The organism is Labrys sp. LIt4, assembly GCF_017813775.1.
Taxonomy (GTDB): Bacteria; Pseudomonadota; Alphaproteobacteria; order Rhizobiales; family Labraceae; genus Labrys; species Labrys okinawensis_A.
The window spans coordinates 24,044-38,488 of record NZ_JAGIPY010000001.1 but is presented as its reverse complement, the minus strand read 5'-3'; the positions used below and the strand labels follow the sequence as shown (position 1 = coordinate 38,488).

Sequence of the window (14,445 nt, the reverse complement as noted above, 5' to 3'; positions counted from 1 at the left end):
GACAGCGCTCAGAGCGCCTTCGCTTCGATGCCCGGCAGCCGGGCGATCGCGCCGACGAGAAACTCGATCAGCAGCCTGACGCGCGCAATGCCGGCGCGTTCGGGCACGATCAGCATGTTCAATGGCGTGGGCGCCGGCACATAGTCGGGCAGGATCGGCTCCAGCCGACCTTGCTCCAGGAGATCGTCGACCAGCCAGACATGGGTCGGGCCGAAACCCCGGCCCTCGGCGAATGCTTCGCGCGCCGCAAGCCCGTGATCGACCTGCAGCCGCCCGCCGAAGGGCACGGCATGGCGGCTTCCGTCGGGCCCCTCGAGAACGAGCGTCTCGCTGCCCGCAATGTTCGACATGCGTATACCCTCGAGCCCGGCCAGGTCCTCGGGCGTACGCGGCCGTCCATATCGGGCCAGGAAGTCCGGTGCTGCCACGAGGACGCGACGGCTACTGCCCAGGGAGCGCCTCTTCATGGAACTGTCATCGAGGGGCCCGAGCCGCAGCGCCAGGTCGACCCCTTCCCGGACCAGATCGATTCGTTCGTCGGTGAGGCTGAATTCGATCCTGATCTCGGGATGGCGGTCCTGGAAGGCAAAGAGCAGGCGGGCAATATGCCGAACGCCGAGGGCCGCCGTGCAGGACAGGCGGACCGTGCCGGCATGCTCGCCATGCGCCTGCCGCACCTCGTCGCCGGCCTGCTCGACCAGACGCAGGATCTGGACGGCATGGGCATAGTAACGCCTGCCCTCCTCGGTGAGCGAGACGCGCCGGGTCGTGCGGCTGAGCAGGGCCACGCCCAGCGCGTCTTCGAGCTCGCTTAGATGCCGCGTGACACTGGACTGGCCGATGTTCAGCTCGCGGGCGACCGCGGAAAAATTTCCGCGCTCGGCAACGCGAACGAAGCTGCGCATGCGCTCCAGGGTGACGTCTGACTTATCCATAATTCGGCACAATATTATCCATTCCTCAGGTATAGCGAATTATATGGAGCTTCCCTAGCTTTCAGCCATGATTTCTCATCGCTGGAACCGCACCATGAAAGTCCTGCTTGTCTTCGCCCATCCCGAACCCCGTTCCCTCAACGCAAGGCTCCGCGACGTCGCCATCGCCGAACTCCAGGCCCAGGGCCATGAGGTTCGTGTGTCCGACCTTTATGCCGACAAATGGAAATCCGAGGTCGATCGGGCCGACTTTCCGGCACTGGAAGCCGGCGCCCGGCTGATACCCGTGCAAGCCTCAAAGGCCGCCTTCGAGGCGGGGGCGCTGACTGACGACGTCAAGGCCGAGATCGAGAAACTGCTATGGGCCGATGTGCTGATCCTGCAGTTTCCCCTCTGGTGGTTCACCATGCCCGCCATCCTCAAGGGGTGGGTCGATCGCGTCTTCGCCTACGGTTTTGCCTATGGCGTGGGTGAGCACAGCGACAAGCGCTGGGGGGACCGCTATGGCGAGGGAACCCTGGCCGGCAAGCGGGCGATGCTGATCGTCACGGCCGGCGGCTGGGAAGAGCATTACACGGCGCGCGGCATCAACGGCCCGATCGACGACCTCTTATTCCCCATCCATCACGGAATTCTCTATTATCCCGGCTACGACGTGCTGCCGCCCTTCGTCGCCTACAGGGCCGACGGCCTCAAGGAAGCGGGCTTTGAGCCTCTGGCCGAGCGCCTGCGGGAAAGAATGCGAACGCTGCCGTCCACGTCGCCCATCCCCTATCGCCGCCAGAATGCCGGCGACTACCTGATCCCGACCATGCAATTGCGAGCCGGACTGGAAACGCCGGGCGAAACGGGCTTCTCGCTGCATCTGCGCGCGCCCGTGGACTGAGCCGGCCGGTCAGGATCGCGTCACGGCCGGGCTTCGCTACAGAGCACGAATGGCCTGAAAGCCGCCAAGGCTGCTCAATGCTTGCGGGCTTTGAGCTTGGCTGCGGCTGGGGCGGCCTTTGCCTCGGGTTCTCCCTTCTCGTTGAGCTCCTGCACATCGTAGAAGCGGGAGGTCAGCGCCGACTTTGCCTCTTCGCCGACGATGAACTTCTTGGCCATCTCCCAGTGGCGAAGATCGCTGCCTTCCGGACAGCCTTCGCGCAGCCAGATCTCATAGGCTTTCATTCGGATGCGCTGTTCGGTCGTGTGTGGCATTGCTGCGCTCCCTCGTCCTGTTGTACGGGGCGGCATCGCCCGGGCGCGGGGCGAAGTCATGGCGCGACATTCGCCCAACCCGACCGGCCGGCCGCCACGATGGAAACGTGCAGGCGCGCGCCTGGTTCCCCAGGCCGGCAAGGATTATAAACGGCCCGCCTCCGCTCCCCACGCAGGCTGCAATGACGCAGGAGAGCTGAAGCTCGGCATGCTCCCGCTGCCCGCACCTATAGCGTTTTGCGATTAGACGGAGTCACCTAGAAACGCAAAGACGCGTCAGAACAATGAGTTGGAGCAAATAAGCGTTCACGCTTGAACCCGCTTTGCTCTAGATTTCCCCGCCATTGGCGAGGAAATCCTCGGCACTCAGAACGATCTTGCTGTCCTGCCCGCCCACGAGCTTCTCGTCCTTGTCGGGATAAGGCAGATTCGCCAGCACGGCGCGGATCACGGCCAGGCGGGTGCGCAGCTTGTCATTGGCCTTGATGATGGTCCAGGGCGTATCGACCGTATCGGTCGCCGCCAGCATGCGGTCATAGGCCTCCGAATAGGCATCCCATTTGCCCACCGCCTTGTGGTCGATCGGCGAAAGCTTCCACTGCTTGAGCGGGTCTGTATAGCGCGCATGCAGGCGCTTGAGCTGCATGGCCTGGCCGATGGTGAGGAAGAGCTTGAACAGGCGGATGCCGTCGCGCACCAGCATCGCCTCGAATTGCGGCGCCTCATGCAGGAATTTGTCCGTCTGTTCCGGCGTGCAGAACCCCATGACCGGCTCGACGCCACCGCGATTATACCAGGAGCGGTCGAAGATCACGATTTCACCCTTGGTCGGCAATTGGCTGACATAGCGCTGGAAATACCACTGTCCCTGCTCGGTGGGAGTCGGTTTCGACAGCGCGACCACACGCGCGTCGCGCGGGCTCAGATGCTGGGTGAAGCGATGGATGGCACCGCCCTTTCCCGCGGCGTCTCGCCCTTCGAACACCACCACCACACGCTCGCCCTGCTCCTTGACCCAGGTCTGCGCCTTGAGGAGCTCGATCTGCAGAGCGTGCAGATCCCGCTCATAGAGCTTGGATTTCAGCTTCTCCTTATGCGGATAGTTGCCTGACCGGAAGGCGGCTTCGTCGATCTCCGGAGGCAGGTCGGGCTCATCGAGGCGAAACCCGGCAATCGCCTTCCTGAGCGCCTCGTCAGCCTGCTTGCCGGCCTTCTTTGTCATGGAACCCCTCCAAATCCGAACGATCGTCGTGAAACTGTCATCGCTCTGTCTACATTGCCAGCATGAACGAATTCCACAATGCCTAGAGCAAAAGCGCGTTCCCCTAGAAACACCCTTTTGCTCCAGCTCTCTGGTTGGACGCGTTTTTGCGATTTGAGATCAATCTCGCGGATCGCAAGACGCTTTGAATGGAAAGCCGCAATGTCGATGGTGATGGAACGCTCCCGGCTCTTGACGAAATTGGCATGGAGCGGTGTAGCTGGTCCTGTGGGCTCGAACCAAAACATCCTGAACCGCATCTGGGGCCGCCGCTGGCTGGTGCTCTCGATCGCCTTCCTGCTGGCCGCCCTCGTGCTGTGGGACGGCGCCAATCCCTGGCACGGGCTGCTCATCTTCGCCATGATCGTCGCCGCGACGGGCGCCATTCCCTCGACCGGCGGACATGACGGCAGCATAAGGCCCGCTCCTCCCGAAAGCAGCGGCAAGCCTTCCTTCGACGACCTGGTGATGGCCATTCCCGATCCGGTCATCGTGCTCGATTCGGAGCTTGCGGTTCGTTATTTCAACCGCCGCGCCCGCGACATCGTGCCGAATCTGCGCATCTCCGAGGCTCTGACCTACGCCCTGCGGGTGCCGGAACTGGTCGATGCCATCCGCTCGGCCCTGGACACCGGGGCCAGCCGGCAGATCGAATATTCCGAACGCGTGCCGATCGACCGCGTCGTCGAGGCGCAGATCTCCACCATTGCCGGCGAGAACGGACGCACGGCCTTCGTGGTGATCGTGCTGCGCGACGTCACGCAGCGCCACCGGGTCGAGCAGATGCGGGTCGATTTCGTCGCCAATGCCAGCCATGAACTGCGCACGCCGCTCGCCTCCCTGCTCGGCTTCGTCGAAACCCTGCAGGGCCCCGCACGCAACGACGCCGCCGCGCGCGAGAAATTTCTCGACATCATGCGCTCCCAGGCCAATCGCATGTCCCGGCTGATCGACGATCTGTTGTCGCTCTCGCGCATCGAGCTCAATGCCCATGTCCAGCCCGACAAGCCCGTTGAGCTCGGCGCCGTGGTCGGCCATGTCGCCGACACGCTCGGTCCCCTCGCCCAGGATCGCGGCGTCGCGCTCAGCATCGACAAGCGCGTTCCGACGCTGGAGGTGCGCGGCGAGCGGGACGAACTGATCCGGGTCTTCGAGAATCTGGTGGAAAACGCCATCAAATACGGCGCGTCCGGCGGCAAGGTCGAGGTCACCCTGGATTCGCTGCCCAAGCCCCAGGGCAAGGGCCGCGAGGCGGTGGTGACGGTGCGCGATTACGGCCCCGGCATCGAAGCCGAACATGTGCCGCGCCTGACCGAGCGCTTCTACCGGGTGGACACCGCCAAGTCCCGCGAGAAGGGCGGCACCGGCCTCGGGCTCGCCATCGTCAAGCACATCGTGGCGCGCCACCGCGGCCGCCTCGGCATCGAGAGCGTACCGGGCGAAAGCACGGTCTTTTCGGTCAAGATCGACCAGATCGACTGACAGGCATTTTCAGCGCCTTGCGATTCCGTCAGGCGCCCGTCGCCAAATCTTTGATTTGATGCCGAAAATCGCCGGACGCTCCGGCAAGGCCGGTCGGAATTCTCGCGCCTGGTATGACGAATAAGGCCGCGGCGGCCGTCATGAGGTCTCGACGGTTTTTAACAATCGCCTCGCACGCCTGGGCGAGTCCGCTGACAAGATCCAATCAACTCATTGAATGATAATGGTTTTATTTGTCATAAAACGATAGCCTACCTGTCATAGAACCGTTGCTGCCGACTTGTTAGGAGTCGCGCCGTAGACAGGGTTGCCGACCGGTAAACGGTCGTAGCGCCTGTCCAGAGAACAACGGAGATAGACCGTGAAGCTTTCCTTCCTCGCGCTCGCCGCTTCGGTAGCCCTGTCCGGCACGATCGCCGCGACTGCCGCCTTCGCCGCCGACATCACCGGCGCCGGCGCCACCTTCCCCGCCCCGGTCTACAACGCCTGGGGCAGCGATTTCAAAGCCAAGACCGGCACCGCCCTGAACTATCAGGCGATCGGCTCGGGCGGCGGCCAGACCCAGATCACCAACCGCACCGTCGACTTCGGCGCTTCGGATGCCCCGATGGCAACCGACAAGCTCGCCGCCGCCAAGCTGCTGCAGTTCCCCACCGTGATCGGCGCCGTCGTTCCGATCGTCAACCTCGAGGGCGTCAAGGCCGACGAACTCACCCTGACCGGCGAGATCATCGCCGAGATCTATCAGGGCAAGATCACCAAGTGGAACGATCCGAAGATCGCCGAGCTCAACAAGGATGTGAAGCTTCCCGACCTCGACATCGCGCCGGTCTATCGCGCCGACGGTTCGGGCACCACCTTCGTGTTCACCTCCTACCTCTCGGCCGTGAGCGAAGAGTGGAAGGGCAATATCGGCGCCGCCACCTCGGTGCAGTGGTCCGCCGGTTCGGGCGCCAAGGGCAATGACGGCGTTGCCGGCGCGGTGAAGAACACCCAGGGCGCCATCGGCTATGTCGAATATGTCTATGCCGCCAACAACGCGCTGACCACGACCAAGCTCAAGAACAAGGACGGCAAGGCCGTCAAGCCGTCGGTGGAAGCGTTCCAGGCCGCCGCCTCCAAGGCCGATTGGAAGGGCGCCAAGGATTTCGCGGTCTCCATGGTGAATGTCGGCGGCGAGACTTCCTGGCCGATCGTCTCGACCACCTTCATCCTGCTGCCCAAGGATCCCAAGGATGCCAAGCAGTCGGCCGAGGTCATGAAGTTCTTCGACTGGGCCTACAAGGACGGTGCCGCCACGGCTGAAAAGCTGCACTACATCCCGCTCCCCAAGGAGGTGATCGACACCGTTCGCACCGCCTGGAAGAGCGAAGTGAAGGCTGACGGCAAGGCCGTCTACGAATAAGCCGATCCGGCCCGGCATTGCCTCGACTGTGCAATGCCGGGCCGTTCCTTTGACCGTATCACAGGCCGGAAACTCGCTATGAGCGCCATCGCCGACACTTCGCTGGACCCCTCGGCCTCGCAGGCAAAGGTCGCGCAAGGGTCGCCCTCGCCGGGCGCCAAGACCGTGCCGGGCGCCAATCTGGATCCCATCTTCAAGGCCGCGCTCTATGGCTGCGGCGCGTTGGTGCTGATCCTGCTCTGCTCGATCGTCGTGCTGCTCTTCTATGGCGGCTGGCCTGCGCTCGCCCATTTCGGCCCCAGCTTCTACTGGTCCGCGGCCTGGAATCCCGTTACCGAAAAGTTCGGCGCGGCCGTGATGATCTACGGCACGCTGTTCACCGGTTTTCTCGCCCTGCTCATAGCCTTGCCGATGTCGTTCGGCATCGCCTTCTTCCTGACCGAGATCGCGCCGCAGAGCGTGCGTCGGCCGATCGGCATCGCCATCCAGCTCCTGGCCGCCGTGCCCTCGATCATCTTCGGCATGTGGGGCTCGCTGATCGTGGCGCCGATCCTGGCGAGCACGATCTACCCGCCGATCATCTCGGTGCTCTCCCACGTGCCCGTGCTCGGCTATCTCTTCAAGGGGCCGACCAATGGCGCCGGCATGCTCACCGCCGGCATCATCCTCGCCCTGATGATCATCCCCTTCATCACCGCGATGTTCGTCGAAATCCTCGAATCCGTGCCCGCCATGCTGAAGGAATCGGCCTACGGCGTCGGCGCCACCACCTATGAGGTCTTCCGCAACGTCTCGGTGCCCTATGGCCGCACGGCTCTGGTCGGCGCCGTCATGCTCGGCTTCGGACGCGCCCTTGGCGAGACCATGGCGGTGACCTTCGTGATCGGCAACGCCAACCGCATATCGGCGTCGCTGTTCTCCTCCGGCGCCACCATCGCTTCCACCATCGCCAACGAATTTCCGGACGCCCCCGCCGGCTCCCTGCGCAGCCAGTCGCTGCTGGAGCTGGGCTTCGTGCTCTTCGTGATTTCCTTCATCGTGCTTGCGATCTCCCGCATGCTCGTGCGCACCAACGCCAAGTAAGGGAGAATATCATGGCCAATATCGTCCATAGCAGCTCCCGCCTCGCCCGCCGCCGCACCGTCGACTATCTCTACAAGGCCGTTTCCACCGGCTTTGCCGCGGTCTCCCTGCTGGCGCTCGCCTGGATCCTCTACACGCTGCTGCGCGAGGGTCTGCCGTCGCTGACGCTCGACCTCTTCACCAAGGACATGGCCGATGGCGGCCTGCGCAACGCCATCGTCGGCTCGCTCACCATGGTGCTGCTGGCGCTGCTCCTTGGCGCCCCGATCGGCATCATGGCCGGGACCTTCCTCGCCGAAGCCGGCCGTGGCAGCAAGTTCGCCGACGCAGTGCGCTTCATCAACGACATCCTGCTCTCTGCGCCATCGATCCTGATCGGCCTGTTCGTCTATCAGATGATCGTGGTGACGACCGGCGGCTTTTCCGGCTGGGCCGGCGTGGTCGCCCTCGCCATCATCGTGCTGCCGGTGGTGGTCCGCACCACCGAGGACATGCTGGCCCTGGTGCCGATCAGCCTGCGTGAGGCCGCGTTCGCATTGGGATCGCCCATGTGGAAGGTCATCATGTTCGTGACCTGGCGCTCGGCCCGCACCGGCATCGTCACCGGCATCCTGCTGGCGCTGGCCCGCGCCGCCGGCGAGACGGCACCGCTGCTGCTCACCGCCTTCGGCAATTCCAACTGGTCGCTCGACCTCGGCAAGGCTTTCGCCAGCTTGCCGGCCGCCATCTACCAGCTCGCGCCCTATCCCGATCCCAAGGCCGTCTCGGTGGCCTGGAGCGGCGCCCTCCTCATCACCGCCGGCGTGTTGGCGCTCAACATCCTGACCCGCTTCGTGCTCGCTCCCAAGAAATGAGTGCTCCCATGTCCGCTCCCCCCCAAGCCTCCATCGCGGTTGCCGAACGCCCCCTCGTCGATCCGGCTGCGACCGTGAAGCTCAAGGTCGAAAACCTCGACTTCTACTATGGCGAGAAGCATGCCCTCAAAGGCATCAATCTCGACATGATGGACCGCCACGTCACCGCCATGATCGGCCCCTCCGGCTGCGGCAAGTCCACCCTGCTGCGCGTGCTCAACCGCATGTACGACCTCTATCCGGGGCAGACCGCCAAGGGCCGCGTGCTGCTCGACGGCCAGAACGTCATCGGCAAGGAGATCGATCCGGCGGTGCTGCGCGCACGCATCGGCATGGTGTTCCAGAAACCCACGCCCTTCCCGATGTCGATCTATGACAACATCGCCTTCGGCGTGCGCCTGCATGAGTCGATCTCCAAGGCGGAGATGGACCAGCGCGTCGAATGGTGCCTCACCAAGGCCGCCTTGTGGAACGAAGTGAAGGATCGCCTGCACGCTTCGGCGCTCGGCATGTCCGGCGGCCAGCAGCAGCGCCTGTGCATCGCCCGCACCATCGCGGTGAAACCCGAAGTCGTGCTGCTGGACGAACCGACCTCCGCTCTCGATCCGATCTCGACCGCCAAGATCGAGGAACTGATCGACGAATTGAAGCGGGACTTCACCATCGTCATCGTCACGCACAATATGCAGCAGGCGGCGCGTTGCGCGGATGTCACGGCCTTCTTCTATCTGGGCGACCTCATCGAGGTCGGCCAGACCAACAAGATGTTCACCACCCCGAACGACAGCCGTACGCAGGACTACATCACCGGCCGCTTTGGCTGATCCCCGGCCAGCGTCGAATTCATTTGGAGGCGGCATGTCCGACCATATCGTTACATCCTTCGATCAGGAACTGCGCGAACTGCGCAACATGATCGCCGAAATGGGTGGCTATGCCGAAAAGAGCGTAGCCGACAGCGTCGAGGCCCTGCTCAAGCGCGATACCCAGCGCGCCAAGGCGGTGATCGAACTCGACGCCGCGATCGACAAGCTGCAGCGCCAGGTCGAGGACCGCGCCATCCTGGTGATCGCCAAGCGCCAGCCACTGGCGCTCGACCTGCGCGAGATCGTCTCGGCCCTGCGCGTGGCCAACGACCTCGAGCGTATCGGCGACCTCGGCAAGAACGTCGCCAAGCGCGTGGTGGCGATCCATGGCCATATCCAGCCGACGCAGCTCTTCGGCGGCTTCGATCACATGGCCGATCTGGTACTCGAGCAGCTCAAGCAGGTGCTCGATGCCTTCGCCCAGCGCAATGTCGACGAGGCCCTCTCCGTCTGGCGTTCCGATGGCGAGATCGACGCGATGTACACCTCGCTGTTCCGCGAATTGCTGACCTATATGATGGAAGATCCGCGCAATATCGGCTTTTGCACCCATCTTCTGTTCTGCGCCAAGAACATCGAGCGCATCGGCGACCACGCCACCAACATCGCCGAGACGGTCCATTATCTCGTGACCGGTGAATCGCCGGCCGGCGAGCGGCCCAAGGCGGACAACAGCACCGATCTCGTCGACCTTCCTGTGCCGGCTAAATAACAAGGGATAGGCCATGCCTCCCAAAGTTCTGATCGTCGAGGACGAAGAAGCGCTGACCCTGCTGCTGCGCTACAATCTCGAAGCCGAAGGCTATGAGGTGGACAGCGTCGCACGCGGGGACGATGCCGAAATCCGCCTGCGCGAAAGTGTGCCGGACCTGGTTCTGTTGGACTGGATGCTGCCGGGCCTGTCCGGTATCGAGCTGTGCCGCCGCATCCGCATGCGGCCGGAGACGGAACGCCTGCCCGTGATCATGCTCACGGCGCGCGGCGAGGAAACCGAACGCGTGCGCGGCCTCGCCACCGGCGCGGACGACTATGTCGTCAAGCCCTTCTCCGTGCCCGAGCTGTCGGCCCGCGTGCGCGCCTTGCTGCGCCGGGCCAAGCCCGACCATGTCGCCTCCCTGCTCAAGGCGGGCGACATCTCGCTCGACCGCGAGACCAAGCGCGTCCATCGCGGCAATCGCGAGATCCGCCTCGGCCCGACCGAATTCCGCCTGCTCGAATTCCTGATGCAGGCGCCGGGCCGGGTGTTCGCGCGCGAACAGCTGCTCGACAGCGTCTGGGGACGGGACGTCTATATCGACGAGCGCACGGTCGACGTGCATGTCGGGCGTCTGCGCAAGGCGATGAACCGCACCCGCGAGATCGATCCGATCCGCACCGTGCGCGGCGCCGGCTATTCCTTCGACGAGACCTTCGCCAAGCAGTCCTGAGGGCGGTTTGCGGGGCATTGCCCACTCGCTTCGTTTCGCAAAGCCTGCGCGACGTAGAGAGTAATAGCAGTACGCTTTGAATTCGACTCATCGAACGTCATTGCGAGCGAAGCGAAGCAATCCAGGAGCCCCGAACTCCAGGCCTGCGAGTTGCTGGATTGCTTCGCCTTGCTCGCAATGACGGGCCGGGATTTCGCGATTTGGTGTAAGGGTGAGCCTCAGTGTCCGGCCTGCTCCCCCGCTCCGCGATCACGCCCCCAGATCCGCCTGCCGCCGCTGCAGATAGCGTCGGATGGCGGGGTCGCTCTCCAGGCCGATCGCCCGCGAATAGGCGTCGCGGGCGTCCTGCGGCCGCGCGGCCCGCGCCAGCAGGTCCGCCCGCGCCGCCCAATAGGGCTGGTAGTCGGCGATACGCCGGTCGCGAACGACCTCGTCGAGCGCGGCAAGGCCTGCCTCCGGCCCATCCAGACGTGCCAGGGCCACGGCATGGTTGATCGCGGCGACCGGCGAGGCCGTCAGCAGCACCAGTGCCTCGTAGAGGGTCGCGATCGCCGCCCAGTCGGTGGTTGCACAGATGCGCCGATGCGCATGAGCCGACTGCAGCGCTGCTTCGAGCTGATAACGCCCGATCCGCCCGGATCGGCCGGCCTCAGCCAGCAGGGCTTCCGCCTCCTCGATGAGAACGGCATTCCACAGCGACGTATCCTGCTGCTCAAGCGGGATATAGTCGCCCGACCTGCCGCGGCGGGCCTCCCGGCGCGCCTCGGCATGCAGCATCAGGGAAAGCAGGCCGAGCACCTCCGGCTCGTCCGGCAGGAGCGAGACCAGCAGCCGGCCGAGCCAGATGCCTTCCCCCGACAGATTGCGCTCGCGAGCCTGGGCGCCCTCCGGATCGGCCCAGCCCTCGGCATAGACGGCGTAGACGGCTTCCAGCACCGCATCGAGACGGCCGGGCAACTCATCGGGCTCGGGAATGCTGAAGGGAATGCGGGCCTGCTTGATCTTGAGCTTGGCGCGCACCAGCCGCTGGCTCATGGCCGCCGGCGAGACCAGGAAGGCGCTGGCGATGGCCCCGGCATCGAATCCCAATGTCGCCTGGAGGATCAGCGGCGCGCGCACGGACACATCGAGCGCCGGATGGGCGCAGGCGAACATCAGGCGCAGGCGCTCATCGGGAATGACATGCCGCTCGCCCTGCCCCGAGGCGAGGGTTTCGATATGGTGGATAACCTCGTTCGCCTTCTCGCCGCGCAACTTGGCGCGGCGGGCGGCGTCGATCTGCCTGCGGCGAGCCGTCGTCAGCAGCCAGGCCTCGGGGTTGGCAGGCACTCCGCCCGCCGGCCAATGCTCCAGGGCTGCCGCAAAGGCGTCGGCCAGGGCGTCCTCCGCGCCCGCAATGTCGCCGGAACGCGCCGCCAGAAGAGCGACGAGCCGTCCATAGCTGCGTCGCGCGACGGTTTCGGCAAGCGCGGCGGCGGGCGCTGAGGACACCGGCCGGGCCGTCCGGCTCAGTAGTCTTTCGGATCCCATATCGGCCGGACCTCGATGGTGCCGACGGCAGCACTCGGGCACCGCGCCGCCCAGCCGATCGCCGCATCCAGATCCGCCACATCGATGAGGTAGAAACCGCCCAGCTGTTCCCTGGTATCGGCATAGGGGCCGTTCAGCACCTGGGTCTTGCCATCCGCGATCCGCACCGAGGTGGCCGCCGCCGTCGGGCGCAGGCGATTCCAGCCCAGCAGGATCCCGGCCGATTGCAGGGCCTGGGTATAGGACTGATAGGCTGCCAGCATCGCCTGCTTGCTGGCGGGCTCCACCTTCTGCATGGCCTCTTCGGAACTGTAGATCAGAATAGCGAACTGCATGGTTCTCTCCTATGTCCGCCGGCGCATTATGCGCCGGCTCGACAATGACGCGCCATACCGTTCGCTTTCGACATCGCAGCTAAAATTATGCGCTCGCCTTGGTGAGCTGCTCGATCTCGGCCGATCCGAGATTGAGCTCGGTCGCCTTGACCAGGTCGGAAAGCTGCTCGACGCTGGTGGCGCTGGCGATCGGGGCAACGATACCGGGCCTTGCGATCAGCCAGGCGATGGCAACCTGCGCGGGCGTGGCGTTCTTGGCCGCGGCCACGGCATCCAGGGCAGCGAGGATGCGCAGCCCGCGCTCATTGAGGTAGTTGCTCATGTCGCCGCCGCGCGCATTGCTCTTGGCGAAATCGGCTTCGCTGCGATATTTGCCGGAAAGAAAGCCCTTGGCCAATGAGAAATAGCTGGTCACGCCGATCTCGTTCTTGAGGCAGAACGCCTCGAGCTCGCTCTCATAGCCGGAACGATCATAGAGATTGTATTGCGTCTGCAGATTCTCGAAGCGCGGCCACATCTCCTTGGTGCTGATCGCCAGCGCCTTGAACATGGTGTTGACGCCATGGTTGGAATTGCCGATCACGCGCACCTTGCCGGCCTTGACCAGTTCGGCATAGGTGCCGAGCGTTTCCTCGAGCTCGACCTCCGGATCCTCCCAATGGGAGAGATAGAGATCGATATAGTCGGTCTGCAGCCGGCGCAGCGAATCCTCCACCGCCTGGACGATATAGGCACGCGACAGGCCCTTCTTGCCGGGCCCCATTTCCGAGCCGACCTTGGTCGTGAGCACGATGTCGGCGCGATTGCCGCGAGCCTTCATCCATTTGCCGATGATGGTTTCGGACTCGCCCCCCTGATTGCCGGGAACCCAGGCCGAATAGACATCGGCGGTGTCGATCAGGTTGAAGCCAGCCCCGACGAAAGCATCGAGGACGGCGAAGGAGGCTTTCTCATCCGCGCTCCAGCCGAAGACATTGCCACCCAGGCCAAGCGGAGCAACCGACAGATCTGACCGTCCAATCGCACGTTTTTCCATGAATGCTCTCCATATCCATGACAATAAATGAACCCGCCCGGCACGTAAGCCTGCCGGTTCGGGCCCAAAGCCGCAGGGAGCTCAAATCGAATAGGTCAGCTCTTGTTCCCTGCCGCCTGCCTGACGCATCTCCTCCACCGACATGTTATCGAGCAGGTTGGAAGAGAGGTCCCGCACGCGCCGCATCAAAAGGCGTACGGTGCAACCTGGAACATCCGGGCAGTCGAGGCAAGGCTGATAAGCGGTATGGCTGGCACAAGCGATCGGCGCCAGCGGCCCGTCTAGGACGCGGATGGCATTGCCGACGCTGATCTGGCTGGCTTCGCGCGCCAGCATATAGCCCCCGCCCTTGCCCTTCTTGGAGCGCACGATACCGGCCACGCGCAGCTCACCCAGGATCGCGTCGAGAAATTTCTTGGGAATGCGGTTGGCTTCCGCGATTTCCTGGCTTTGCGCCGTTTCGCCAGCCGGAAGGCTGGCAAGGTGCGCCAGCGCCTTGAGGCCATATTTTCCCTTGTTCGTCAGCATCGCCCTGTTCGCTCCACGCAGGACAAAAGTCTATCCTGTCTATCACGAATATAGGGATTATCGATCGAATGGGTAAGGGTTGCCGAGAAGGCGGCGCCGCACGTGAAAGCACGTGCCCTCAGTCTTCATCCATGACAGCCTTCGGCCTGCCCGGCGGCTCGGGCGACAGGTCGTCATAGAGGGTCTGGGCTTCGCTGGCCGGGCCGCGCCGCTCGCCCAGGGCCATAACCCGATAGACCCGGACGGTGCGCTCCAGGGCAATTGTGAGGACATCGCCCACCTTGACCGCCTTGGCCGGGGTGTCGGTGCGCGTGCCGTTGAGGCGGACATGGCCGTCCGCCACCAATTTTGCTGCCAGAGAGCGCGTCTTCACCACGCGCGCATGCCAGAGCCATTTGTCGATCCGAAGACGATCCTGGCTTCCGGCCTGGCTCATAAGTCGACCCCTAGAGCAAACGCGTTCAGACGCGTCTTTGCGATTCGTGGTGACTCCATCAAACCGC

Annotated in this window: 16 protein-coding genes; 8 read left to right on the top strand and 8 right to left on the bottom strand. The window is 64.1% G+C overall.

Annotated features, from left to right (window positions below):
• Nucleotides 1-8: 8 nt before the first annotated feature.
• Nucleotides 9-935, bottom strand: coding sequence for a LysR family transcriptional regulator (locus tag J8I29_RS00165; RefSeq protein ID WP_209430211.1), 927 nt, complete (start codon nucleotides 933-935; stop codon nucleotides 9-11).
• A 94-nt stretch (nucleotides 936-1,029) separates the two neighbouring features.
• Between J8I29_RS00165 and J8I29_RS00160 the strand changes: the two genes are divergently transcribed.
• On the top strand, nucleotides 1,030-1,821 hold the full coding sequence (locus tag J8I29_RS00160; RefSeq protein ID WP_209430210.1) for an NAD(P)H-dependent oxidoreductase: 792 nt from the start codon (nucleotides 1,030-1,032) through the stop codon (nucleotides 1,819-1,821).
• A 74-nt stretch (nucleotides 1,822-1,895) separates the two neighbouring features.
• On the opposite strand, the gene J8I29_RS00155 is transcribed toward J8I29_RS00160, so the two are convergent.
• Nucleotides 1,896-2,135 carry a DUF2934 domain-containing protein gene (locus J8I29_RS00155; RefSeq protein ID WP_209430209.1) on the bottom strand — a complete coding sequence of 80 codons (240 nt, stop codon included), beginning with the start codon at nucleotides 2,133-2,135 and terminating at the stop codon, nucleotides 1,896-1,898.
• 328 nt (nucleotides 2,136-2,463) lie between these two features.
• Entirely contained in the window at nucleotides 2,464-3,357 is an 894-nt protein-coding gene (gene ppk2 / locus J8I29_RS00150; protein WP_209430208.1) for a polyphosphate kinase 2, read from the bottom strand.
• Nucleotides 3,358-3,624: 267 nt separating this feature from the next.
• On the opposite strand from ppk2, the gene J8I29_RS00145 reads away from it, so the two are divergent.
• The 7 genes from J8I29_RS00145 (at nucleotide 3,625) to phoB (ending at nucleotide 10,513) form a co-directional block, all read left to right on the top strand.
• Nucleotides 3,625-4,878, top strand: coding sequence for an ATP-binding protein (locus tag J8I29_RS00145; RefSeq protein ID WP_348535959.1), 1,254 nt, complete (start codon nucleotides 3,625-3,627; stop codon nucleotides 4,876-4,878).
• Between the two features lie 361 nt (nucleotides 4,879-5,239).
• Entirely contained in the window at nucleotides 5,240-6,283 is a 1,044-nt protein-coding gene (gene pstS / locus J8I29_RS00140; protein ID WP_105864271.1) for a phosphate ABC transporter substrate-binding protein PstS, read from the top strand.
• Between the two features lie 78 nt (nucleotides 6,284-6,361).
• Nucleotides 6,362-7,366 carry a phosphate ABC transporter permease subunit PstC gene (gene pstC / locus J8I29_RS00135; RefSeq protein WP_105864270.1) on the top strand — a complete coding sequence of 335 codons (1,005 nt, stop codon included), beginning with the start codon at nucleotides 6,362-6,364 and terminating at the stop codon, nucleotides 7,364-7,366.
• Nucleotides 7,367-7,377: 11 nt separating this feature from the next.
• A complete protein-coding gene (pstA, locus tag J8I29_RS00130) occupies nucleotides 7,378-8,220 on the top strand; it encodes a phosphate ABC transporter permease PstA (protein WP_209430207.1) in 843 nt (280 codons plus the stop codon).
• 8 nt (nucleotides 8,221-8,228) lie between these two features.
• Nucleotides 8,229-9,044 (top strand): phosphate ABC transporter ATP-binding protein PstB, encoded by an 816-nt coding sequence (gene pstB, locus J8I29_RS00125; RefSeq protein WP_209430206.1) that lies wholly within the window; start codon nucleotides 8,229-8,231, stop codon nucleotides 9,042-9,044.
• A 34-nt stretch (nucleotides 9,045-9,078) separates the two neighbouring features.
• Nucleotides 9,079-9,798 (top strand): phosphate signaling complex protein PhoU, encoded by a 720-nt coding sequence (gene phoU, locus J8I29_RS00120; protein ID WP_105864267.1) that lies wholly within the window; start codon nucleotides 9,079-9,081, stop codon nucleotides 9,796-9,798.
• Between the two features lie 13 nt (nucleotides 9,799-9,811).
• Nucleotides 9,812-10,513 carry a phosphate regulon transcriptional regulator PhoB gene (gene phoB / locus J8I29_RS00115; protein ID WP_068299173.1) on the top strand — a complete coding sequence of 234 codons (702 nt, stop codon included), beginning with the start codon at nucleotides 9,812-9,814 and terminating at the stop codon, nucleotides 10,511-10,513.
• 249 nt (nucleotides 10,514-10,762) lie between these two features.
• Here the strand turns inward: phoB and J8I29_RS00110 are convergent, their stop codons facing one another.
• The 5 genes from J8I29_RS00110 to J8I29_RS00090 all read right to left on the bottom strand — a co-directional run bounded on the left by J8I29_RS00110 (nucleotide 10,763) and on the right by J8I29_RS00090 (nucleotide 14,378).
• A complete protein-coding gene (locus tag J8I29_RS00110) occupies nucleotides 10,763-12,004 on the bottom strand; it encodes a DUF6596 domain-containing protein (protein ID WP_348535958.1) in 1,242 nt (413 codons plus the stop codon).
• A 17-nt stretch (nucleotides 12,005-12,021) separates the two neighbouring features.
• The gene (locus J8I29_RS00105; protein WP_105864265.1) at nucleotides 12,022-12,378 is read right to left on the bottom strand and encodes a YciI family protein; all 357 of its coding nucleotides are present in this window, start codon (nucleotides 12,376-12,378) and stop codon (nucleotides 12,022-12,024) included.
• Between the two features lie 85 nt (nucleotides 12,379-12,463).
• Entirely contained in the window at nucleotides 12,464-13,414 is a 951-nt protein-coding gene (locus tag J8I29_RS00100) for an aldo/keto reductase (protein ID WP_105864264.1), read from the bottom strand.
• Between the two features lie 81 nt (nucleotides 13,415-13,495).
• On the bottom strand, nucleotides 13,496-13,942 hold the full coding sequence (locus tag J8I29_RS00095) for an Rrf2 family transcriptional regulator (protein ID WP_105864263.1): 447 nt from the start codon (nucleotides 13,940-13,942) through the stop codon (nucleotides 13,496-13,498).
• A gap of 118 nt (nucleotides 13,943-14,060) precedes the next feature.
• Entirely contained in the window at nucleotides 14,061-14,378 is a 318-nt protein-coding gene (locus J8I29_RS00090) for an RNA-binding S4 domain-containing protein (RefSeq protein WP_209430204.1), read from the bottom strand.
• Between the last annotated feature and the right edge of the window lie 67 nt (nucleotides 14,379-14,445).

Coding starts and splice junctions, on each gene's coding strand:
- pstC (WP_105864270.1), top strand. CDS start 6,362: ATGAGCGCCATCGCCGACACTTCGCTGGACCCCTCGGCCTCGCAGGCA.
- pstB (WP_209430206.1), top strand. CDS start 8,229: ATGTCCGCTCCCCCCCAAGCCTCCATCGCGGTTGCCGAACGCCCCCTC.
- J8I29_RS00155 (WP_209430209.1), bottom strand. CDS start 2,135: ATGCCACACACGACCGAACAGCGCATCCGAATGAAAGCCTATGAGATC.
- J8I29_RS00165 (WP_209430211.1), bottom strand. CDS start 935: ATGGATAAGTCAGACGTCACCCTGGAGCGCATGCGCAGCTTCGTTCGC.
- ppk2 (WP_209430208.1), bottom strand. CDS start 3,357: ATGACAAAGAAGGCCGGCAAGCAGGCTGACGAGGCGCTCAGGAAGGCG.
- phoB (WP_068299173.1), top strand. CDS start 9,812: ATGCCTCCCAAAGTTCTGATCGTCGAGGACGAAGAAGCGCTGACCCTG.
- J8I29_RS00160 (WP_209430210.1), top strand. CDS start 1,030: ATGAAAGTCCTGCTTGTCTTCGCCCATCCCGAACCCCGTTCCCTCAAC.
- J8I29_RS00105 (WP_105864265.1), bottom strand. CDS start 12,378: ATGCAGTTCGCTATTCTGATCTACAGTTCCGAAGAGGCCATGCAGAAG.
- J8I29_RS00100 (WP_105864264.1), bottom strand. CDS start 13,414: ATGGAAAAACGTGCGATTGGACGGTCAGATCTGTCGGTTGCTCCGCTT.
- pstA (WP_209430207.1), top strand. CDS start 7,378: ATGGCCAATATCGTCCATAGCAGCTCCCGCCTCGCCCGCCGCCGCACC.
- J8I29_RS00090 (WP_209430204.1), bottom strand. CDS start 14,378: ATGAGCCAGGCCGGAAGCCAGGATCGTCTTCGGATCGACAAATGGCTC.
- J8I29_RS00095 (WP_105864263.1), bottom strand. CDS start 13,942: ATGCTGACGAACAAGGGAAAATATGGCCTCAAGGCGCTGGCGCACCTT.
- phoU (WP_105864267.1), top strand. CDS start 9,079: ATGTCCGACCATATCGTTACATCCTTCGATCAGGAACTGCGCGAACTG.